Below are 19719 nucleotides of genomic sequence, written 5' to 3' on the forward strand. Positions count from 1 at the left end.
AAATAGAGCCGCAGTTGCCGCGGATCTGGCCTTGGGCGATTCTCGCAGGGCTGCTCATTCTTGCGTCCGTGTGCATCCACATTTTCTGGCCTGCACCGGCACACAAGCATATGGCCCTTTGTAAAAAGGGCCTGACTGAACACTGCTATAAAATTGACCCTACCGCCGAAAATTAAGTTCGTATTTCGGTGAGTAAAATGGTCGGTGGATTTCCTGTTTTCCGGAATCGCTGTTTCTGAACGGATTCTACGGAGAACGAATGTGGAATCACGTCGGACTCACATTTCGTAGATCTTAATCAACAAACTTATCCACAGGGTTTGATCCCCCAAAGAGGGGGTCGACGGCGTGCACGATTCTTTTTTGAGAATCGCGTAGAACGCTTGATTTTCTGGGAAAAATCGTGGTGCCGGGTGAGGGATTTGAACCCCCGACCTTCGGTTTACAAAACCGCTGCACTACCACTGTGCTAACCCGGCATCCACAGCCCGGCTTTTTCCACGCCGAGACCCCTTTGGTCAAGCTCCTGAGTGTCGATTCTGTAATTTTATCGTGTCGCAGGGGTCATGAGGCTCGGTGGCGGCGGAAGATGGGAGGAGTTATTCGTGAAGCCGTAGCCGTCTGAAGAAAGCCCATGATGGACTACAGGCGGCTTAGCACAAGCCGACAGAAGTAGTGCTGTTCCCAGCAGGAGAAGACGGGTCATGAGGAAGCCTTTTCATCAGATTGGCTGAGGGCCTCGGCAATAGTCGTGGCGAGGGCCGTGTAGGCACGGGCAGCTTCGCTGTCAGGTGCCGAGAGGATAATGGGCGTGCCTTGATCGCCGCTGGCCCGGATGTCAGCCAGCAGAGGAATTTCGCCGAGGAAAGGCACACCAAGACGTTCGGCCTCTTCTCTGGCGCCACCGTGGCCAAAAAGCTCAGTGCGGTGATTACAATTGGGGCAGCAGAAATAGGACATGTTTTCCACAACGCCGAGGATGGGGGTTTCCATCCGTTCGAACATGGAAACGCCACGTCTTGCATCCAGCAGCGCAATGTCCTGAGGCGTGGAGACAATAACAGCCCCACCCTTGGCCATTTTGGCTCCAAGCTTCTGGGCCAGTGTCAGTTGGGCATCACCGGTTCCGGGCGGCATGTCTATGACAAGGACGTCCAGATCTCCCCAGTCCACTTCTCCAAGGAACTGGGTGAGGGCGCCCATGACCATGGGGCCACGCCAGATCATGGCCTGATGCTCGTCCACCAGATAGCCGATGGACATACTTTTCAGCCCCCAGGCTTCAATGGGGATGATCCGGCCTTCAATAACTTCGGGGCGTGTGTTGCGGCCGAGCATCCGCGGCAGGGACGGGCCGTAGATGTCTGCATCCAGCAGGCCGGTCCGGACACCTAATTTAGCCAGTCCGGCTGCAAGGTTCACAGCGGTTGTGGATTTGCCAACGCCTCCCTTGCCGGACGCAACAGCGACGACGGCTTTTACGCCCGGTAGAAGCGTCTCTGGAGCATGACGGCTGGACGCATTCTGCCGTTTGCCGCCCAGATTGAACGGTCGATGACCGCCCCCGGCTGCGGGAGCTGGTGCGTTGGCCGGTGGTGGCGTGGTAGCGCGATGGGCTGTCAGGGAAATTGTTGCTCCCGTCAGACCTGGAATGCGCGCGATCTCTGCTTCAACCTGAGGTCTGATTGGCTCCATGCGCGACACGTTGTCCCGCGAGGTGGCAAGGGTCACGTGCGCATGTCCATCGCGAACTGAAACACCTTCCAGCGACGCAAAGGACAATACGTTCGATCCAAGACCACTTTGTTCGTTGTTCAGAATCTCGGAAATGCGTTTCTCGGCATTGGCATGTGATTCGTCAGAAGAACTGGTCGGGGGGAGATGATCGGTCATGCCAAGACTCTTTTTTCTGGGGGAACGGCCTGTCAGGAAGGAGAAACAGCGTAGCATACGCCCCTCCTGAACTACAGGATGGTGACGAAGGACTGTCTTCTGCGTTAGCGTGTCACCATGAGCAGATTGACCGCCAGCCTTGCCCTGTCCTGCGCCGTTTCCCTGGCGCTGTCCGTCACGACGGTACAGGCCCAGACAGCCCCGCAGCCCTCTCCGGCACCCGTTCCAGCCCCGCGCTCCGTTCCGTCCAGCTTTGCGGATCTGGCAAATCGCCTTCTTCCGTCCGTGGTGAATGTTTCCACGTCTGCTGTGCTCAAGCCCGGTAAGGATGAAGACAAGGGACCGGACTCCAGTGGTCCGGATGGTCCGCAGGTGCCGCAGTTCCCGCAGGGCTCTCCGCTGGAAAAATTCTTTCACGACTACATGACGCATAAGCCGGCACCGAACCGGCCGCCGCGGCGGATGCAGGCTCTGGGATCAGGCTTTATTGTCGATCCGGCAGGCATCATCGTGACGAACAATCACGTCATTGAAGGCGCAGATCAGGTCTCCGTGACACTTCAGGATGGTACCGAACTGCCGGCTAAGATTGTTGGGCGTGACAGTCAGGTTGATCTGGCCGTTCTGGAAGTCAAACCGAAACATCCGCTGCCAGCTGTTCCGTTAGGACACAGCGATGCCGCCAGGATCGGAGACTGGGTGGTGGCCATTGGCAATCCGTTCGGCCTGAACGGCACAGTCACGGCAGGTATCATCTCGTCCCGCGGACGGAATGTCGAACACGGCCTGTATGATGACTATATCCAGACGGATGCAGCCATTAACCGGGGAAATTCTGGCGGCCCACTCTTTAATCTCTCGGGCGAAGTCATTGGCATCAACACCTTGATCTATGGTGGGGCCGGGGGTGATTCTATCGGGATCGGCTTTGCCATCCCGGCGGATGACGCGCGTGGCATCATCGATCAGCTTCGCAAGACAGGTCATGTGTCACGCGGGTGGATGGGACTGAAGTTCCAGAATGTCTCCTACGACATTGCTGAGGATCTTGATTTTCACCAGGCGGACGGCACGGTCGGCAAGGGCGCTCTGGTATCTGAAGTGGGGCCGAAAAGTCCGGCAGCGCAGGCTGGCCTTCAGGTTGGCGATATCATCACTCGTGTGGGCAGTCAGGATGTGACGGGTCAGACCATGCCGCGCATCATTGCGTCCATCTTGCCTGGAACCAAGACAGAGCTGACCGTCTGGCATAAGGGCAGCATCAAGATGCTTCCGATCACGCTGGCACAGTCGCCAAACGCGCCAGATATGCCACCGTCCGACACGCATCAGCCAACGCATACGAAAGCAGCTTTTGGCGAGTTGGGTCTGGCAGTGCGTTCCATCGATGCGGAAATGCGCACCCAATATGCTCTGACGGACGATCAGCGCGGCGTGCTGGTGGATCGGGTTGAACCGTCCAGCCCGGCCACCTCTCGCGGGATTGCCGTTGGGAATGTGATTACGCAGGTCGGGCAGGATCAGATCGACACGCCGGATGCGTTTGCCAAAGCTGTGAGCCGCGCGCTGGAACAGAAGAAGAAAGAAGTTCTGCTGTTGGTGCAGGATGATGACGGGCTACGCTGGGTGCCAGTTCCTTTTCTGGGGAACTGATCCGCTCAGCTTCTTAGGGTGTGAGGGGCGATGAAGAATTACGTCATCAGTCTTGCTTCCAGGCCAGACCGGCTTGCGCAGTTCAATGCCATAAATGCGCCGTTCCTCGCCCAGATTACCATTTTCCCTGCGACAGATAAAAATGATGTCAGCAAGCAGGCGTGTATTGATGCCGGTATCGTTTTAAATGACGCCGATTATGACGATACGGCGCTTGCCGTCGCGATGTCGCATCTGAGGCTATGGCAGCTGTGCCGGGACATCGGGGAGCCCATTATGGTCATGGAGGATGACGTTCATTTGTCTCCAGATTTCTGGAAAGACCGAGAGCAGGCGCTGACCACCAATCCTGATTATGATTTTCTGGCTCTCGGGTTCAACACGGATTGGCCGTTGGAGGTGGCGTTTGTTCCGGGCTCCATGAAGGCGACAATCATTTTTGATGAAGAGCAGCCAAAGTTCTTAAAAGGGCGTGCGTTCTGTTACCCGCAACTCAGCGCCTTCGCAGGTTGTTGCTGCTACGTCATCACGCCTGCCTGCGCAAAATTCTTTATGGAAAATATCTTTCCGATAAAGGACGGGTATTACGCTCTGCGGTATTTTACATCTCCCGTTTGCCGGGAATTTACCCGCATACGATGGACGAACGTTGGCATTGATGTTGCCATCAGCATGGTTCTGCAAGACGTCAGGTCCTACGTGTGTCTCCCACCAATCGCCATTCCGGGGAATGACTGGTCCAGTTCTTCGTTTGAAAGAGGCGGGCATCTGATCTCGCTCTGAAACGGGTGGACGGAAGAACCGGGAAGCTCTTAAAGCGCTCATGACATGATGAGTGCTCTAAAAAAAATCACACAGACCTGGCTGATGGTCCCGCCGAAGGGAAGCAGTTGGCGAGAGGTTCTGCGACCCGCCACGCGCCAGACCATTCGCGTTCTGGTTTCGATTGTCACAGCCTGGGTTGTGGGCATGACGCTCCATCTTCAGGAAACAATCTGGGCACTCGTGACCGCGCTGATTGTTACGCAGTCCAGCATAACGCAGACAATGGCAACGGCCCGCGATCAGATTACCGGCACGCTGCTAGGCGCTGTCGCGGGGATCGTGGCGGTCTTGCTGGAAATGTGGACGGGTCTGCGGTGGCTGCCTTTCTGGATCGTTCTCGCGCCATTGGCCTTTCTCGCAGCCGTTCAGACCAATCTGCGGTTTGCCTGTATCACCCTGATTATTGTGTATTTGTTTCCCAGCGAAGGCAGCCCGTTCCTGCCAATGGTGACGCGGTTGACGGCTATCGTGATTGGTGTGGTCGTCTCTCTGGTGGTGTCTTTCGTGGTATTGCATAGCAGTGCCCGAAAGCAGGCTTTCCACACATCCAGCCGTATTCTGCGACGTCTGGACGGATTGCTGGAAGGCGCACTGGATCAGAAAACAGGCTGGCGAGAAATTGAAACCCGGAACGAAGCCTGTGTGGCCCTTCTGATCGAACTTGAAGGCGCAGTGGAAGAGGCCAGACGCGAGCGTTTCAGTGACCTGGAGAAGCGCGATCCTGTGCTTGCGGCACTTCCAAGGTTGATGCGGCGGCTCCTGAACGATACGATGCTGGTGGCTCGAGCAATCGCGACAGGCCGTGCAGCAGGGAATACAGGCCTTGTTCCACTCTACAAAAGCCTCAGCCACACGCTGAGAGCATTGGCTCATAGCTGTGAACAAAGATTTGTTCGCAAGCAGGACCGTCATCCGCATCAGCCGGAAGACAAGGACATTCTCGAACTTCTTCCACGGCTGGAAGAACAGACGCGGCCTGAAATGCGCTTCGTCATGTCTCTGTTCAAGGATGATCTGGAGCGCGCCGTAGGCGTTCTCATGCGGGACGATGCCAGTGCTGCCAAAGGGCTCTAGGCGCCAGTTGATGGCGTTTTTTCGAAACCCGGTCGTGATCTCCCGCGTTTTCTGGAGAGCTCGGTGCATCTGCCCGGAAAACCGGCCCCCGTCAGAGGCTGGTCATTAGGAACGGAGAAATCCATGATTACGCACGAAACCCTCAAGTCTCTTCCCGCCGGTGTGCAGGCTCCGCCCTACGACATCAACGGGATAAAGCCAGGGATCGTGCATTTTGGAGTGGGCAATTTCTTTCGTGCCCACGAGGCATTTTATGTTGAGCAAATTCTCAAGGATGATCCTAACTGGGGCATCATAGGCGTCGGTCTGACGGGCGGTGACCGTTCAAAGAAAAAAGCTGAAGAATTCAAAAAGCAGGATTGCCTCTTCTCCCTGACGGAAACGGCACCGTCTGGCAAAAGCACTGTCCGCGTCATGGGCGCATTGCGGGACTATCTGCTGGCTCCGGCAGATCCTGAAGCCGTACTGAAGCACCTCTCAGACCCTGCTATCCGGATTGTTTCCATGACGATCACGGAAGGTGGCTACAACATCAATGAATCGACGGGTGCGTTCGATCTTGAGAATGCGGCTGTTCAGCAGGATTTGAAGACGCCGGAAGCGCCGTCCACGATCTTCGGATATGTTGTGGAAGGACTGCGCCGTCGCCGGGATGCCGGGGGTAAGGCCTTTACGATCATGTCCTGCGATAATCTGCGGCACAATGGGAACGTCGCCCGCAAGGCGTTCTTGGGTTATGCAAAGGCGCGTGATCCGGAACTGGCTAAGTGGATTGAAGAAAACGCCACATTCCCCAATGGAATGGTGGATCGCATCACACCGACCGTGTCTTCAGAAATTGCCAAGCGCCTGAATGAGGCCAGTGGTTTGAGCGATGACCTTCCGCTCGTTGCTGAGGATTTCCATCAATGGGTGCTGGAAGACAGCTTCGCTGACGGACGCCCGGCACTGGAGAAGGCCGGCGTCCAGTTCGTCGATGATGTGACGGACTACGAACATGTAAAGATCCGCATGCTGAATGCTGGCCACATCATGCTCTGCTTCCCTGCCGTTCTGGTCGGGTATGAGAATGTTGATGAAGCTGTTCGTGACGCCGATCTGCGGGGCAATCTGGAGAACTTCCTCAACAAGGACGTCATCCCGACCCTGGAAGCCCCGCCAGGCATGACGCTGGAAGGATATCGTGACAGCGTGATCAGCCGCTTCTCCAATCCGGCGATGGCTGACCAGACCCTGCGAATTTCAGGGGATGGGTCCTCGAAAATTCAGGTCTTCTGGACGGAAACGGTCCGTCAGGCTCTTGAAGGCAAGCGGGATCTATCCCGAATTGCGTTTGGCATGGCAGCCTACCTTGAGATGCTGCGTGGGAAGAGCGAGAAGGGTGGAACGTATGAGCCGTTCGAGCCAACCTTCGGTGATCAGCAGAAGGCACTCGCGAAAGCAGACGACTTTGAGAGCGCTCTGAAACTTCCCGCTTTTGACGCCTGGCGTGATCTGGATAATGCGACGCTTGATGAGAAGGTTATCGCGCTGCGCAAGATCATTCGCGAAAAGGGCGTCAAGGCTGCACTGCCAGCCTGAAACCGGGCAGCCTGACAGGCTTTTTGACCGCTTCTCTTCAGGGAGAAGCGGTTTTTTTATGGGCTGGCGCCCATCCGTTTCTAGGTGCCGTTTTTCCGCGCCGAGATGATCTGCAAAAGAGCATCAGCGGCTTTGCTGCGATAGCGTTCTTTGTGTCGCAAACCGAAGAAGGTGCGGGGCCCAAGATCAAACGGAGCAGCATGAAGTTTTCCGCCGGCGAGGGATGGGGCAACTACAAGGGAAGAGAGAGCTGCCAGTCCGGCGCCTTCCTCAACAGCTGTTCTTACGCTTTCGTTTGATGGCAGAACCAGACCTTCCTTCAGGGCCTCAGGTTTTACGCCGACAGCCCGCAAACTGGCATCAAGCGATGAGCGTGTGCCCGAGCCACGCTCCCGCATGATCCAGGTCGCATTTTGCAGCCAGCCAGCATCCACAGTTTGCGTTCCGAAAGGTTCGGCCTGTACGAGTTGCAGGCGATCTTCCGCAAGTGGCCACTGCGCGAGTGCTGGGTCATCCACGTTACCTTCGACAATTCCAAGATCCGATTGTCCCTCTCGCACATGCGCTGCGGCCTGCGTCGTATTGCCGATTTCAAGCGCAATGGTGATGTTGGGAAAGGTGGTGCGAAAAGCGACCAGTAATGGTGGCAGCCAGTAGGCTGCGATGGTCTGGCTGGCGACAACCCGAAGACTGCCGCGGTTGAGTCCGCTGAGTTCATCAAGTGTGTTTTGCGCCGAAGCTGCGCTTGCAAGAACATTGCGGGCTTCTTCCAGAAAAATCTGGCCAGCATCCGTTAAAGCGATGCCTCGCCCCACGCGGTGAAACAGCTTGATGCCGTGCCGTTCTTCAAGAGCAGAAATTGCGGCTGAAGCAGTGGACTGCGTGACGTTCAGCGCTCGTGCAGCGGCCGTCATATGTTCGCGTTCGGCGACGCCAACGAAAATGCGTAACTGCTCTAGCGTCATGATCGTCCTCGATAGCAATCAATCGTTTTTAACGAACGAAATAACTTAATCAATTTGTTTTATTGATGATTTATGATTGGATATCTGAAGGGCAGGAGAAAACGATCATGCCCCGATGTCTCGCTGTTCCGAAATTTCAGCCCGCTTATCGCACCCTGCCGGGAATAGGATTATGTCTTGCGGTGAGTGCTGCTGCATCGTTGCTAGAAGCCGGTGAGCAGCTTCTTTTCGGCAAGGCATGGCTGGAAGCGCTCGTACTGGCGATTTTGACCGGAATGGCATTGCGCAGCCTCTGGTCGCCAGGGGACAGATACCAAGCCGGCATTGCTTTCACTGCCCGCTATTTTCTGGAAATATCTGTTGTTCTGCTCGGAGCGTCAGTAAGTGCGGCAAACCTGCTGGCCGTTGGGCCTGTCCTGATTATTGGCATTATGGTGCTCGTAGCGACATCACTCATCATGAGCTTCGGGATTGGGCGGTTTATGGGGCTTCCACCCCGCATGGCGCTGCTTATTGCCTGCGGCAACTCGATCTGTGGAAACTCCGCAATTGCAGCTGTCGCGCCGGTTATTCGAGCAGACGGAAAAGACGTTGCCGCGGCGATTGCTTTCACCGCAGTGTTCGGCGTTCTCACCGTATTGGGACTGCCATGTCTTGGCTTATTCTCGGGTATGAGTGGCAGCATGTTCGGCGCATTCGCTGGACTGACGGTCTATGCCGTCCCGCAGGTCGTCGCTGCCACGGCCCCGCTCGGTACCATTGCTGTGCAGACAGGCATGATCGTCAAACTGGTGCGTGTTCTGATGCTTGGGCCCGTGTGTTTCGGGCTTGGACTGGCCTCTCCCCTTTTCTTTTCCGACCGTAAAAATGAGACGTCAGAAAATATAAACGCAGGAATCAGGAAAGGCGGGATTTTCCAGTTTGTGCCGTGGTTTATTCTGGGTTTTCTCGCGTTGATAGCCGGCCGCTCACTCGGGCTAATTCCGTCGTCACTTGGCGGCCCGATCAGTCACATCACAACAATTCTGACGATAACATCCATGGCGGCTCTGGGCCTCGGTGTTGATGCCCGCAGCGTTGTGAACGCTGGCCTGAGGGTGACAGGAGCCGTCATCCTTTCACTGCTGGGACTGGGGGCCATCAGCTACGGTATGCTGGTATGGCTTCACTTCGGTTAAAGTTGACGGTCCCGCTTGATGCGGTCCCATGCAGCATTGATCCGGGCCACGCGTTCCTGCGCACGTTTGCGCTCCATATCCGTCATGGGTTTCTGGGCAATAACATCCGGATGGTACTCGCGGATAAGCGTTCGCCATCGAACGCGGACTTCCTTGTCAGACGCTGTACGCGTGATGCCGAGAACGCGATAGGCATCCGGCTCGCCAGTGCTGGCAGCACGGCTGTCGCCACTTTCTGCGCGTGTCCATGCTCCAGACGACAGACCAAACGCACGATGGACACGCTGAAGAAAATCAATTTCTTTTGGATGGAGCTCCTTGGATGCTCCGGCATCCGCACGAGCAATCCGGAAAAGGGCCACCATCAGGTTTTCCAGCGGTGCCTTGTCGTCTCCGTAAGCTGAGCCCATCTCGCGGGCGTACATTTCAAAATCGTCCGTTCGCTCCCGTGCGCGGTCGAACAACATGCCAACTTCACGCGTATTGTCGGGTGGAAACTGGAAGCAGGTTTTGAAAGCATTGATTTCGGAGCGATTGACCGGCCCGTCAACCTTCGCCAGCTTTGCGCACAGCGCCACAAGGCCAATGGCGTAAAGCTGATCTTTTTTGCCCATGGCAGCCGCAATTTTTGCAGCTCCAAAAAACGCTGCACTGTTCGGGTCAGGACGACCCCGTGCAGGAAAGCGTTCGCTCCACCCCCCGGTGGAAGGATTAAGCAGAGAGCCACTGTCGGCGGCATGCCCAAGGGCTGCTCCCATCAGTGCCCCGAACGGGCCGCCGACTGCGAAGCCAGCAACACCACCGAACATTTTGCCCCAGATAGCCATATCGACAATCTAGCATGGTCCCGGAAACCGGCAAATGACAGATCGGACATGTACCTTCCACAGAAAGAACTGGATCTCCCGAAGGCTTCGGGTGTTGAAGGAGCATCATGAAAAACAAGGTCACCCCAGTTATGTCCGATCAGACGCAGCATCTCCCCGTCGCTCAGCCTTCGCCGGCGGACGACTATGAGGAGAAGATGCAGGCTCTGATTCGCAAACTCCCTGAATGGATGCAGAAGACGCTGAGCTGGCTACGGGAGCCAGAGCGTAAATGGATTCGGATTCCGGCCGGTATTCTGTTTATGCTCGGAGGCTGCATGGCGTTCCTACCCGTTCTGGGTGTGTGGATGATTCCTGTAGGTATCCTGCTGCTTTCCGAAGATATTCCGTTCTTCCGTCGTTTGATGGAGAAAGCTCTGAACTGGATCCAGAGAAAGCACCCTGACTGGATGGATCTTCCTCCGAACGCGAAGTGACCCGATCAGTCTTCGGCCGTTTTTCGCGCATCCATAAGGGCTGCAACACGGAGTGCTGAGGCCAGTGGGCGGTCTGGTGTGCGTTTGGCGTCAATCGACGCAACGAGGGCCGCAAAGCTCAAGGCCCGCTCCGTAGCCATCTGATCCAGGACTGCCCAGAATTCTGGTTCAAGCGCGACGGACGTCCGATGTCCTGAGAGCGAAAGGCTGCGTTTGACGAGGTCACTCATGTCAGGCGTTCCAGCGCCCAGCGGGCCGTTTCGGCAATATCGGGATCAGGGTCAGACTGGAGAGCCTGCGCTGAGGGTACGAGGGCAGGATCGTTCGAGTTGCCGATCGCGATCAGAACATTCCGGACAAACCGGTTGCGACCTATGCGCTTGACCGGCGAGCCCGAAAAAAGCGTGCGGAAAGCCGCATCATCGAGGGCCGCAAGGTCTGCAAGTTTTGGCTCGATCAATTCCGGTCGGGCCTGAAGCTTGATGTGGCGGGAGGTCTCGGCAAAGCGGTTCCACGGGCAGGCGGAAATGCAGTCGTCGCAGCCATAGATGTGGTTGCCCATTTTTTCCCGCAGGTCAGGCGGAATCGGTCCCTTGTGTTCGATTGTCAGATACGAAATGCAGCGCCGGGCATCCATACGATAGGGACCAATGAATGCGTCCGTCGGGCAGGCTGTCAGGCAACTGGTACAGGTGCCGCAGTTTCCGCCTTTTGGCTCGGACGGGCTTAAATCCAGCGTCGTGTAGATTTCTCCCAGCAAAAGCCATGAACCATGGGTGCGGGAGACCAGACAGGTATGCTTTCCCTGCCAGCCCAGATGCGCCTTTTCCGCCAAAGCGCGTTCCGAAACCGGGGCGGTATCGACGAAGACCTTCACTTGCGTGGTCTCATCGCCCAGCTTCACGACGAACTGCGCCAGATGTTTCAGCATCCCCTTGATGACGTCATGGTAGTCCCGATTACGGGCATAGACGGAGATATTGCCCCGATCTGGCTGACGCAGTGTTGCGTCCGGGTCTTCGGCGGGTGCGTAACAGACGGCAAGGGAAATGACGCTGCGGGCTTCAGGCCAGAGGGTCTGCGGATGGCTGCGCTGTTCGATGCGCGTCTCCATCCATTCCATCGTCCCATGATGGCCCTGTGCAACAAAAGCGCGCAGGCCAGCTTCCACATCCGGGCCAAGCTCCGCGGCGCAGAAGCCCACGGCATCGAACCCCAGATGCCGGGCGTGGTCCTCGATCCGCTCCTCAAGGGAACGTCCGGGGCGGGAAGGGGACGGGCGTGATGTCATGCGCTCAGCAGATGGATGGAAAGCAGAAACAGCAGTTTACGCCATCTTTCCCCCAACGGGCCAATCAGACATGATGGGATGTCTTCATTCTCCGATGAGAGAACCGGTTATGCGTCGTTCCTATGTCACCCTGGATGTTTTCACGGACCAGCTTTTCGGGGGCAATCCTCTGGCTGTCGTGCTGGATGCGGCGGGGCTTTCCACCGAACAGATGCAGAAGATTGCCATTGAATTCGGCTATTCCGAGACAACCTTCGTGCTCCCTGCGGTAGAGGCGCATCATACGGCGCATGTCCGTATCTTCACGCCAGCCGGAGAGCTGCCATTCGCTGGTCATCCGAATATCGGCACCGCTTTTGCCTTGGCGCGACAGGCCGAAGCGCAGGGGCGGGAGCTGCCGGAAACGCTTTTGTTTGAAGAAAAGGCCGGCCTGGTTCCTGTGCGGCTGGAGCGTGAGAACGGACGGGTCGTTCGGGCGGAGCTTATGGCGCCGGAAGCCATGACACGCCGGAGCCGGATGATTCCTGAAAATGCGGCTGCGTGTCTGGGGCTCGAACCCGCAGACATTCGTACGGATCATCACGCGCCACAGGTTGTTTCGGTCGGGCTGCCGTTCCTGATTGTCGAGCTTGCGTCCCGCGATGCTCTGCGTCGCGCTCACGGAGAGCTTGCCGCGCATCGCAGGCTTCTCGCCTCCAACGGGATCAGTTCCGTGTATGCCTACACGCGCAATGCCGGGGAAAGCGCCTTTGAAAAAGGCAGCGACATTCAGGGGCGCATGTTCTCGCCGCTGGATGGCATTGCCGAGGATCCCGCGACGGGGAGCGCCACAGTGGCCGCCGTCGCGTTCCTGTCTGCACTGGAGAATGGCGCCGATCTGTCCCTGACCTTCACGCAGGGCGTGGACATGGGACGGCCAAGCCTTTTGGACGCCAGAACAGAAGCGGGCAAGGCTTATGTCGCCGGTTCCTGTATCCCTGTCATGGATGGATTTTTCACTTTGGAAAGCGAAGTCTGAGAACGGTCTGTTGCAGAGTTTATAACGGTCTGAAAATGTCTTGTCAGGGGCGTGGGCAGTCGGCATCGTGCCACCATGCGATGCACCCTCCCTTCCGTTCTTGTAGCGGCTGCCCTCTCCCTGACGGCCCTGTCTCCTTTGGCAAGGGCCGAAGCTCCGTCTGCTGTTGAGCAGACTTACAACACCCTTCAAAATGATCCGGTTCGGCTTGGTCTGTTTCTGCGGGCCTTTCCCAAAGGCGCAGATCTGCACAACCATCTCGTAGGAGCGATCTACGCAGAGAACATGCTGAACTGGGCGGCCCAGGATGGCTTGTGCGTCTCTCTCAAAAGCCTTGAGATCCTCAGTCATGCATGTCCGCATCCAAAAGAGGGTGAGATGCCGGCAACGGCTCTGGCTGGAAATCCGGATGCTGAAAGTCGCCTGATTGATGCCATGTCCATGCGGGATTTTACGCCGTCTCCGGCTGACCGCTCAGGGCACGACCACTTCTTCGCAGCTTTCAGGCACTTTGGGTCGATCGATGCGGCCCATCAGGGCGATATGTTGGCAGAGGCCATGGATCGTGCCGCCCACGATCATATCACCTATATCGAGCCCATGATTTCACCGGCTCTTCCCACGATGATCCGTGCTGGCTTCAAACATCCGATGAATGGTGACGATTTCGCCGCTGCTCATAAAGCGCTGGAGCCGGAGATTTCTGCTCTTGTGACGCAGGCCCGTCAGGAAACGGATGCCATGGACAAGCAGGCACAAACGGTTCTGAAATGCGGCACGCCCGAGGCTCATCCGGGTTGTAGCGTGAGTGTTCATTACCTTTTCCAGGTTCTTCGTACGCTACCGCCCCAGGCAGTCTATGCCCAGCTTGATGCCGGATATGCGGTCGTTAAGGCCGATCCCCGATTTGTCGGCCTCAATATTGTTGCACCGGAAGATGATGCCATCGCCATGCGGGATTACACCCTGCATATGCGGATGTTCCAGTTCCTGTCGCAGGTCTATCCGGGTGTGAACCTCAGCCTTCATGCCGGTGAACTCACTGGCAAGTTGGTTCCGCCTGAAGGCCTGAAGCATCACATTCGGGAAGCCATCGAAATCGCTGGTGCCAAGCGCATCGGCCATGGCGTCGATATCGCATCGGAAGATGATGTTACCGGGCTGCTGGCCGAGATGGCTAAGAAGCACGTCATGGTGGAAATCAACCTGACGAGTAATGACGAGATCCTGAACGTGAAGGGCGCTGAACACCCGCTGCCGCTCTACCGCCGGGCCGGGGTTCCCGTTGCGCTCTCAACGGATGACGAAGGCGTCTCCCGTGGTGATCTGACGCAGGAATATGTTCGTGCCGCTCAAACCTACAACCTGAGCTATGCGGACCTGAAACAGATGTCCCGGACGGGTCTGGAATATGCGTTTATTCCGGGACAGAGCCTTTGGGACAACCGTCAGGTCGGCAAGCCTGTTTCCGCCTGTCAGACCGCGTCTTCATCTCAGCCTGAGAGTGGCCCTTGCGCTGATCTGTTGAAAACCAGCGAGAAAGCCCGCCTTCAGTGGCAGCTTGAATCGCGGTTTGCCGCTTTTGAAACCTCTGCTCCACACGAAAGCCTCTATCAATGAACCGCCTGAAAACCCTTCTTGGGGCGACTGCCCTGTCCGTCCTTGCAGTTTCAGGCAGCGTCTCCAGCGCATCTGCTAAAACGCGGCCTATTCCTGTGCGCGTGGTTGTGGTGACGACCTTCGAACTTGGCAAGGACACGGGCGATACGCCGGGCGAGTACCAGAACTGGGTTGAGAAGCTCCCGCTCTCGCAGGAAATTCCTGCGCCCGGTACGGACCATGATGTCATGCACTACAACCCGGAACTGCATGTTCTGGGTATTGCGTCCGGGGAAGGGCCGGAGCACATGGCATCGGCCATTACGGCGCTCGTCCTTGATCCGCGGTTTGACCTGAAACACGCCTATTTCGTGTTGGCCGGAATTGGTGGCGTTGATCCGAAGTTTGGCACGGTCGGCTCTGCCATTTGGGCACCGCGCGTGATTAATGGCGGTCTATCGCATCTGATTGATCCGCGGGAAATTCCGAAATCCTGGCCGGATGGGTTTACGCCGGTTCAGGGCAGTCTCCCGGATGAGAAGCCGCGTCCGCCTTTGCATTCTGTCAGCGGGGACATGGTTTACACGTTTAACCCGCAGTTCGTGCAGTGGGCCTATAGCCTGACGAAGAATATGACCCTGCCCGACACGCCGGGTCTTCAGGCGTCCCGCGCGCGTTACAAGGGTTATCCGGAAGCCCTGAAGGCTCCGTCTGTCATGGTCGGCGATACCATTTCCGGTGAGACCTTCTGGGTTGGCGAGAAGATGAATGCCTGGGCCGAGCGCTGGGTGCGTTACTGGACCGACAATCAGGGAACATTGGCCACGACAGCGGAAGAGGATGTTGCGTTCTGTCAGGCGCTTGCCGCACAGGCTAAGGCTGGTCGAGTAGATCCCCAGCGTGCTCTGATCCTGCGGACGACAAGCAATTTTGACATGCAGTATCCGGGCCAGACAGCGGCTGAATTGCTGGCCGAAGAAGCGCACGAAGGCAGCTATTCAGCGTTTATTCCATCTGTTGAGGCAGCCTACACGGTTGGCAGTGTCGTTGTGCGCGAGTTGGCCACGCATTGGGACAAGTACGAGAAAACCATGCCGGGTGCAGAATAACGACCTGCTCCTGTGTTGAAAGGAAAATGCTCGCCAGATTGAACTGGCGGGCATTTTTTGCGTGTATGCGCTTAAGACATAGTTTGTCGTGAACAGAACGCTTTAGCTTCGATTGATTGGATTCCCATGACTCTCGACGTTTCTTCCGCCATTCTTCAGCGCCGTGCGACCAAGCATTTCGATGCCGCGCACATCATGCCGGAGAAAGACCTCGAAACTATTCTCGGTCTGGCGCGCCGGATGCCGACGGCATTCAATATCCAGAACTGGCGCTTTGTGGCCCTTAAGGACCCGGAGTTGCGCAAGCGGGTGCGTGCCGTCTCGTGGGATCAGCCGCAGGTGACAGATGCCTCTGTCTTGATCGTCCTGTGTGCGGACATCAAGGCATGGGAAAAGTCGCCGGAGCGATACTGGGAAAACGCCCCGGATGCTGTTCGGGAGTACATGGTTGGCGCCATCGACCAGTATTACCGGGGTCGCGAGCAGGTACAGCGGGATGAAGGCATGCGGTCCTGTGGCATGGCTGCGGCTGCCATCATGCTGGTGGCCGAGAGCATGGGGTATGGAACCTGCCCGATGGATGGTTTTGACTTCGATGCCGTCGGCAAGCTTATCAATCTGCCAGAGGACCATGAGATCGTTATGTTCGTAGCTATCGGGAAGGCCGCGTCCGCTCCGAAGCCATCGGGCGGTGCGGTGCCGGTTTCCGAAATCATGATCGAAAACCGGTTCTGATAAAAATCGGCTCTGGACGGTGCTGCTGCATTGTCCAGAGCCTGATGGTTTTAGTCCTGTCCAGGAATATGCGTCCGGTACGTTGCCCAATGCGCGATCAGTTCATGGACAACCGGCTCACCGGCACGCTCGTTATTATCGAACGCGAGCTTCTGGCCGGGCGCTTCGTCCCCGATGCTCTCGGTGATCGGCACGCCCGGGGGCGGCATATCAAAATTGCTCCCTGAGCGCAGAACCATGACGCGGTTCAGATCGACATATCCCAGACGGGCGAGTGTCCGCATATCGATCTGATAGGTCTGGCTTTCCTCATTGGTCATGACGAACTGACCCTGATCTTTTGTCCACAGCTTGACCCATTTTTCCGCCCACTCGTTGCGGGAGGGGCCATGCCAGTAACGAAGCGCCCCAAGCGTCTCACCCATAATGAGCATGGGCGGCTTCTGGGCATTGGGGAAACCTTTCCAGGCCTTCCGGCGCTCGGCAATGGCGGGATCGTCTGCCATTGGAGTGTTTTTGCTCAGGTTGAAGGCCCAGTTCGCCAGACCCTGATTGAGTGGATACGCCTTGCTGAGTTCCGCCACATCCGTGACAGAGCCATAATGGTTTGCGTTGGCTGGCAGCGTGTCCGGCTCGTCCGCCCCGATGGCGTACAGACCATACGGCCAGCCTTTTGGAACGGTGCGGTCATCGATTTCCCGCAATGCGTCTCCATCCACAACCCAGCGTGCCCAGGCCACACTCCCAACAGACGCGACATTCGGGTTCACGCCAGAAATGCCGGTGAAAATCCAGTAGGTGTGCGTCAGATCGTAATGCGGATCGAGGGCAAGAGCGTGCAGGTCAATGCTGCCGCTTTTCAGGGCGATGCCATAAACGCCATCCGCATTGCGGCGGAGCTTTTCCTGTACGCCACGAATGGGGCGCTCTTCGTCAAGATGAAGACGCTCCACCCAGTCCTGATATTCGCCAGGCTCATCGCCCTTGTCCGCGCCGACTTCCCAGTTGGCGACAACAAGGACCTTGATTTCTTCCTTATGGGGCGCAGCCAGAGCACTGCCCGCACAGAGAAGCCCGGCAAGAGCCAGGCCTGCATTAAAGCGTTTCAAATCCGTATTCCCCAAAGCCGAAGGTCGTTGGGGAAACACATTATTGGAACAGGATCAGAATGAAAACTTACAAAGCGAGAGAGGGCATGGGCCATTCATCTTCGGTCCAGTCTCCCTTGGACCAATCCTCGCGTAGTTTGATGGCCAGTTCGTTCAAAGTACCGTCCACGATAGCGGCACGGATCTGCCGCATCAGGCGCTGGTAGTAGGCCAGATTGTGCCATGTCAGCAGCATTGGGCCGAGCATCTCACCAGCACGGAACAGGTGATGCAGATAGGCGCGGGTATAACGGCCAGCCATCGGGCTGTCGTCATGCGGTGTCAGCGGGCGCGTGTCTTCGGCAAAGCGGGCGTTGCGCAAGTTGATGTAGCCGCGCTCCGTATAAGCTCGCGCCGTGCGGCCAGCACGCGAGGGCATCACGCAGTCGAACATGTCCACACCACGCATGACCGACCCCAGCAGATCGTCTGGCGTACCAACGCCCATCAGATAGCGCGCCTTGTCCTGCGGAAGCATTGGCGTTGTGAAATCAAGGGTCGAGAACATGAGTTCCTGACCTTCACCCACAGCCAGACCACCAATCGCATAACCTTCAAAGCCGATCTCCGTCAGCGCCTTGATGGAATATTCGCGCAAGTCTCGCTCGGTGCCGCCTTGCACGATGCCGAACTGGCCATAGCCCTCACGTGCCACGAATGCCTCACGTGAGCGTGCCGCCCAGCGCATGGAGAGTTCCATGGATTTGCGGAGTGCTTCCGGCGTGGCGGGGAGGGCCGGGCACTCATCGAACGCCATGCTGATCGTGGCGTCCAGCTTGTACTGGATCTCCGTTGAGATCTCAGGAGACAGGCGATGCTTGCTGCCATCAATATGGGACTGGAACGTCACGCCGTCCTGATCGAGCTTGCGGAGCGCACCGAGAGACATGACCTGAAACCCGCCGGAATCTGTCAGGATCGGGCCGGTCCAGTCCATCATCTTGTGCAAACCCCCCAGCTTTTGCACGCGGTCCGCCGTGGGGCGCAGCATCAGATGGTAGGTGTTACCCAAAACAATGCCTGCGCCCGTGGAGCGAACGGCATCCATGGTCATGCCCTTCACGGTGCCAACTGTACCAACCGGCATGAAGGTCGGGGTCGGGACGGTGCCGTGACGGGTATGCAGATGGCCGGCGCGGGCCTGCCCGCAGGTTGCTTCCGGAACCCACGTCATCTTTGTGGCCTGTTCGGTCATGGTGCTCGCTCCAGAAGGCAGGCATCGCCGTAGGAATAGAACCTCAGTCCGTTGGCGATGGCGTAGGCATAGGCCTCACGCATGGTGTCGGTGCCGCTGAACGCGCAGACCAGCATGAAGAGCGTCGAGCGCGGCAGATGGAAATTGGTCATGAGCAGGTCCACCGCCTTGAAGCGATAACCAGGCTTGATGAAAATGGACGTCTCCCCCCGCCAGGGCTGAACCGTACCGTCTTCCTGCGCTGCACTTTCCAGCAGGCGGAGAGATGTGGTGCCGACAGCAACAACGCGGCCACCGCGGGCGTGTGTTTCATTGATGGCCTGCGCCGTCTCTGCGTCGATCTCGCCCCATTCCGCATGCATGCGATGCTCGGCAATGGAGGATCGAACGGGCAGGAACGTGCCAGCGCCAACATGAAGCGTTAGCGTCCGGCGCTGGATACCTTTTGCGTCGAGCGCGGCCAGAAGACCCGGCGTGAAATGCAGACCAGCAGTGGGGGCCGCTACAGCCCCGCGATGTTCGGAAAAAATCGTTCGGTAATCGCTGTCATCCTGCGCGGTCGGCCCGAAAGGACGGTCGATATAGGGCGGCAGGGCCAATGCTCCGACACGCTCGAGGAACGTATCGAACGCATCCCCTTCGACGGAAAAGCGGATGCTGACGGCACCATCGCCTTCGTTTTCCACAACGGATGCCGTGACCGGATCATCGCCAAAGTTCAGCGTATCGTTCGGCTTCAGCTTGCGAGAGTTACGGGCGAGCGCATGCCAGCTTCCGTCAGCCAGAATCCGGTCCAGTGTAATTCCGATTTTTGCCTCGCCGCGCGTGGCGGAGAGCTGGGCACGGATGACGGCTGTATTATTGGCAATCAGCAGATCGCCTTCCCGCAGCAGGCCAGGCAGATCGCGTATGATCCGAAGATCAGGCGCTTCTCCCGAACGCACATGCAGCAGCTTTGCGCTGTCACGCGGTCTGGCGGGTTCGGTCGCAATATGGTCGCGGGGCAGTTCGAAATCGAACGTGGCGAGTTCATCCGTCATGGGATGCTCTCTAGCAGGTTCAGCCAACATGAAAACGCCGGACCAGCCAGCCCGGCGCATCTTTTCGGTCAAAAGGCGATTTTTTTGGCTCCGACCCGTCGAGGATGATGCC

19 protein-coding genes and 1 tRNA gene are annotated in these 19719 nt (G+C 57.3%); 10 read left to right on the top strand and 10 right to left on the bottom strand.

Annotation, left to right across the window (positions count from 1 at the left end):
* Positions 1-404 precede the first annotated feature (404 nt).
* From KP707_RS14765 to KP707_RS14775, 3 genes are all read right to left on the bottom strand, one after another.
* Positions 405-479, bottom strand: a tRNA-Thr gene (locus tag KP707_RS14765).
* 68 nt (positions 480-547) lie between these two features.
* Positions 548-706, bottom strand: coding sequence for a hypothetical protein (locus KP707_RS14770; RefSeq protein ID WP_167386129.1), 159 nt, complete (start codon positions 704-706; stop codon positions 548-550).
* On the bottom strand, positions 703-1893 hold the full coding sequence (locus KP707_RS14775; protein WP_211503574.1) for an Mrp/NBP35 family ATP-binding protein: 1191 nt from the start codon (positions 1891-1893) through the stop codon (positions 703-705). Before KP707_RS14775 ends, KP707_RS14770 begins: the two co-directional genes overlap by 4 nt.
* A gap of 117 nt (positions 1894-2010) precedes the next feature.
* Here KP707_RS14775 and KP707_RS14780 point away from each other — a divergent pair, with 117 nt between their 5' ends.
* The 4 genes from KP707_RS14780 to KP707_RS14795 all read left to right on the top strand — a co-directional run bounded on the left by KP707_RS14780 (position 2011) and on the right by KP707_RS14795 (position 7026).
* A complete protein-coding gene (locus KP707_RS14780) occupies positions 2011-3546 on the top strand; it encodes a Do family serine endopeptidase (protein WP_211503573.1) in 1536 nt (511 codons plus the stop codon).
* Positions 3547-3576: 30 nt separating this feature from the next.
* Positions 3577-4329, top strand: coding sequence for a glycosyltransferase family 25 protein (locus KP707_RS14785; RefSeq protein WP_211503572.1), 753 nt, complete (start codon positions 3577-3579; stop codon positions 4327-4329).
* A 45-nt stretch (positions 4330-4374) separates the two neighbouring features.
* Positions 4375-5445: an FUSC family protein gene (locus KP707_RS14790; protein WP_249203053.1), complete on the top strand. Its 1071-nt coding sequence runs from the start codon at positions 4375-4377 to the stop codon at positions 5443-5445.
* Between the two features lie 123 nt (positions 5446-5568).
* Entirely contained in the window at positions 5569-7026 is a 1458-nt protein-coding gene (locus KP707_RS14795; RefSeq protein WP_211503571.1) for a mannitol dehydrogenase family protein, read from the top strand.
* A gap of 80 nt (positions 7027-7106) precedes the next feature.
* On the opposite strand, the gene KP707_RS14800 is transcribed toward KP707_RS14795, so the two are convergent.
* Complete coding sequence (locus KP707_RS14800; RefSeq protein ID WP_211503570.1) at positions 7107-7991, bottom strand: LysR substrate-binding domain-containing protein; 885 nt, start codon at positions 7989-7991, stop codon at positions 7107-7109.
* Between the two features lie 107 nt (positions 7992-8098).
* Here KP707_RS14800 and KP707_RS14805 point away from each other — a divergent pair, with 107 nt between their 5' ends.
* Entirely contained in the window at positions 8099-9169 is a 1071-nt protein-coding gene (locus KP707_RS14805; protein WP_211503569.1) for a YeiH family protein, read from the top strand.
* Here KP707_RS14805 and KP707_RS14810 read toward each other — a convergent pair.
* Positions 9166-9996 carry a TerB family tellurite resistance protein gene (locus tag KP707_RS14810; protein ID WP_211503568.1) on the bottom strand — a complete coding sequence of 277 codons (831 nt, stop codon included), beginning with the start codon at positions 9994-9996 and terminating at the stop codon, positions 9166-9168. The genes KP707_RS14805 and KP707_RS14810 overlap by 4 nt on opposite strands.
* 107 nt (positions 9997-10103) lie before the next feature.
* On the opposite strand from KP707_RS14810, the gene KP707_RS14815 reads away from it, so the two are divergent.
* On the top strand, positions 10104-10472 hold the full coding sequence (locus KP707_RS14815; RefSeq protein ID WP_373687809.1) for a hypothetical protein: 369 nt from the start codon (positions 10104-10106) through the stop codon (positions 10470-10472).
* 5 nt (positions 10473-10477) lie between these two features.
* Here KP707_RS14815 and KP707_RS14820 read toward each other — a convergent pair whose 3' ends face one another.
* Positions 10478-10702 (bottom strand): ribbon-helix-helix domain-containing protein, encoded by a 225-nt coding sequence (locus KP707_RS14820; RefSeq protein ID WP_086633354.1) that lies wholly within the window; start codon positions 10700-10702, stop codon positions 10478-10480.
* Positions 10699-11763 (bottom strand): tRNA epoxyqueuosine(34) reductase QueG, encoded by a 1065-nt coding sequence (gene queG, locus KP707_RS14825; RefSeq protein ID WP_211503567.1) that lies wholly within the window; start codon positions 11761-11763, stop codon positions 10699-10701. Before queG ends, KP707_RS14820 begins: the two co-directional genes overlap by 4 nt.
* 109 nt (positions 11764-11872) lie before the next feature.
* Between queG and KP707_RS14830 the strand changes: the two genes are divergently transcribed.
* The 4 genes from KP707_RS14830 (at position 11873) to KP707_RS14845 (ending at position 16224) form a co-directional block, all read left to right on the top strand.
* Complete coding sequence (locus KP707_RS14830; protein ID WP_046901009.1) at positions 11873-12781, top strand: PhzF family phenazine biosynthesis protein; 909 nt, start codon at positions 11873-11875, stop codon at positions 12779-12781.
* Between the two features lie 75 nt (positions 12782-12856).
* Positions 12857-14401 carry an adenosine deaminase gene (locus KP707_RS14835; RefSeq protein ID WP_211503566.1) on the top strand — a complete coding sequence of 515 codons (1545 nt, stop codon included), beginning with the start codon at positions 12857-12859 and terminating at the stop codon, positions 14399-14401.
* Positions 14398-15489 carry a purine nucleoside permease gene (locus KP707_RS14840; protein WP_046900816.1) on the top strand — a complete coding sequence of 364 codons (1092 nt, stop codon included), beginning with the start codon at positions 14398-14400 and terminating at the stop codon, positions 15487-15489. Before KP707_RS14835 ends, KP707_RS14840 begins: the two co-directional genes overlap by 4 nt.
* Before the next feature lie 126 nt (positions 15490-15615).
* Entirely contained in the window at positions 15616-16224 is a 609-nt protein-coding gene (locus KP707_RS14845) for a nitroreductase family protein (protein ID WP_211503565.1), read from the top strand.
* Between the two features lie 50 nt (positions 16225-16274).
* Here the strand turns inward: KP707_RS14845 and KP707_RS14850 are convergent, their stop codons facing one another.
* From KP707_RS14850 to queA, 3 genes are all read right to left on the bottom strand, one after another.
* Entirely contained in the window at positions 16275-17333 is a 1059-nt protein-coding gene (locus tag KP707_RS14850) for a purine nucleoside permease (RefSeq protein WP_211503564.1), read from the bottom strand.
* Positions 17334-17400: 67 nt separating this feature from the next.
* Positions 17401-18567 (bottom strand): tRNA guanosine(34) transglycosylase Tgt, encoded by a 1167-nt coding sequence (tgt, locus tag KP707_RS14855; RefSeq protein ID WP_211503563.1) that lies wholly within the window; start codon positions 18565-18567, stop codon positions 17401-17403.
* On the bottom strand, positions 18564-19607 hold the full coding sequence (queA, locus tag KP707_RS14860) for a tRNA preQ1(34) S-adenosylmethionine ribosyltransferase-isomerase QueA (protein ID WP_211503562.1): 1044 nt from the start codon (positions 19605-19607) through the stop codon (positions 18564-18566). The genes tgt and queA overlap by 4 nt, the downstream gene beginning before the upstream one ends.
* Between the last annotated feature and the right edge of the window lie 112 nt (positions 19608-19719).

The organism is Gluconobacter sp. P5E10, from assembly GCF_018812145.1.
In the GTDB taxonomy this organism is placed as follows: Bacteria; Pseudomonadota; Alphaproteobacteria; order Acetobacterales; family Acetobacteraceae; genus Gluconobacter; species Gluconobacter cerinus.

What these genes read in the sequence shown, in the direction of transcription:
- KP707_RS14780 (WP_211503573.1), top strand. Translation starts at nt 2,011, where the DNA reads ATGAGCAGATTGACCGCCAGCCTTGCCCTGTCCTGCGCCGTTTCCCTG.
- KP707_RS14805 (WP_211503569.1), top strand. Translation starts at nt 8,099, where the DNA reads ATGCCCCGATGTCTCGCTGTTCCGAAATTTCAGCCCGCTTATCGCACC.
- queG (WP_211503567.1), bottom strand. Translation starts at nt 11,763, where the DNA reads ATGACATCACGCCCGTCCCCTTCCCGCCCCGGACGTTCCCTTGAGGAG.
- KP707_RS14775 (WP_211503574.1), bottom strand. Translation starts at nt 1,893, where the DNA reads ATGACCGATCATCTCCCCCCGACCAGTTCTTCTGACGAATCACATGCC.
- KP707_RS14820 (WP_086633354.1), bottom strand. Translation starts at nt 10,702, where the DNA reads ATGAGTGACCTCGTCAAACGCAGCCTTTCGCTCTCAGGACATCGGACG.
- KP707_RS14800 (WP_211503570.1), bottom strand. Translation starts at nt 7,991, where the DNA reads ATGACGCTAGAGCAGTTACGCATTTTCGTTGGCGTCGCCGAACGCGAA.
- queA (WP_211503562.1), bottom strand. Translation starts at nt 19,607, where the DNA reads ATGACGGATGAACTCGCCACGTTCGATTTCGAACTGCCCCGCGACCAT.
- KP707_RS14815 (WP_373687809.1), top strand. Translation starts at nt 10,104, where the DNA reads ATGAAAAACAAGGTCACCCCAGTTATGTCCGATCAGACGCAGCATCTC.
- KP707_RS14785 (WP_211503572.1), top strand. Translation starts at nt 3,577, where the DNA reads ATGAAGAATTACGTCATCAGTCTTGCTTCCAGGCCAGACCGGCTTGCG.
- KP707_RS14790 (WP_249203053.1), top strand. Translation starts at nt 4,375, where the DNA reads ATGATGAGTGCTCTAAAAAAAATCACACAGACCTGGCTGATGGTCCCG.
- KP707_RS14835 (WP_211503566.1), top strand. Translation starts at nt 12,857, where the DNA reads ATGCGATGCACCCTCCCTTCCGTTCTTGTAGCGGCTGCCCTCTCCCTG.
- KP707_RS14795 (WP_211503571.1), top strand. Translation starts at nt 5,569, where the DNA reads ATGATTACGCACGAAACCCTCAAGTCTCTTCCCGCCGGTGTGCAGGCT.
- KP707_RS14845 (WP_211503565.1), top strand. Translation starts at nt 15,616, where the DNA reads ATGACTCTCGACGTTTCTTCCGCCATTCTTCAGCGCCGTGCGACCAAG.
- KP707_RS14770 (WP_167386129.1), bottom strand. Translation starts at nt 706, where the DNA reads ATGACCCGTCTTCTCCTGCTGGGAACAGCACTACTTCTGTCGGCTTGT.
- KP707_RS14810 (WP_211503568.1), bottom strand. Translation starts at nt 9,996, where the DNA reads ATGGCTATCTGGGGCAAAATGTTCGGTGGTGTTGCTGGCTTCGCAGTC.
- KP707_RS14830 (WP_046901009.1), top strand. Translation starts at nt 11,873, where the DNA reads ATGCGTCGTTCCTATGTCACCCTGGATGTTTTCACGGACCAGCTTTTC.
- tgt (WP_211503563.1), bottom strand. Translation starts at nt 18,567, where the DNA reads ATGACCGAACAGGCCACAAAGATGACGTGGGTTCCGGAAGCAACCTGC.
- KP707_RS14840 (WP_046900816.1), top strand. Translation starts at nt 14,398, where the DNA reads ATGAACCGCCTGAAAACCCTTCTTGGGGCGACTGCCCTGTCCGTCCTT.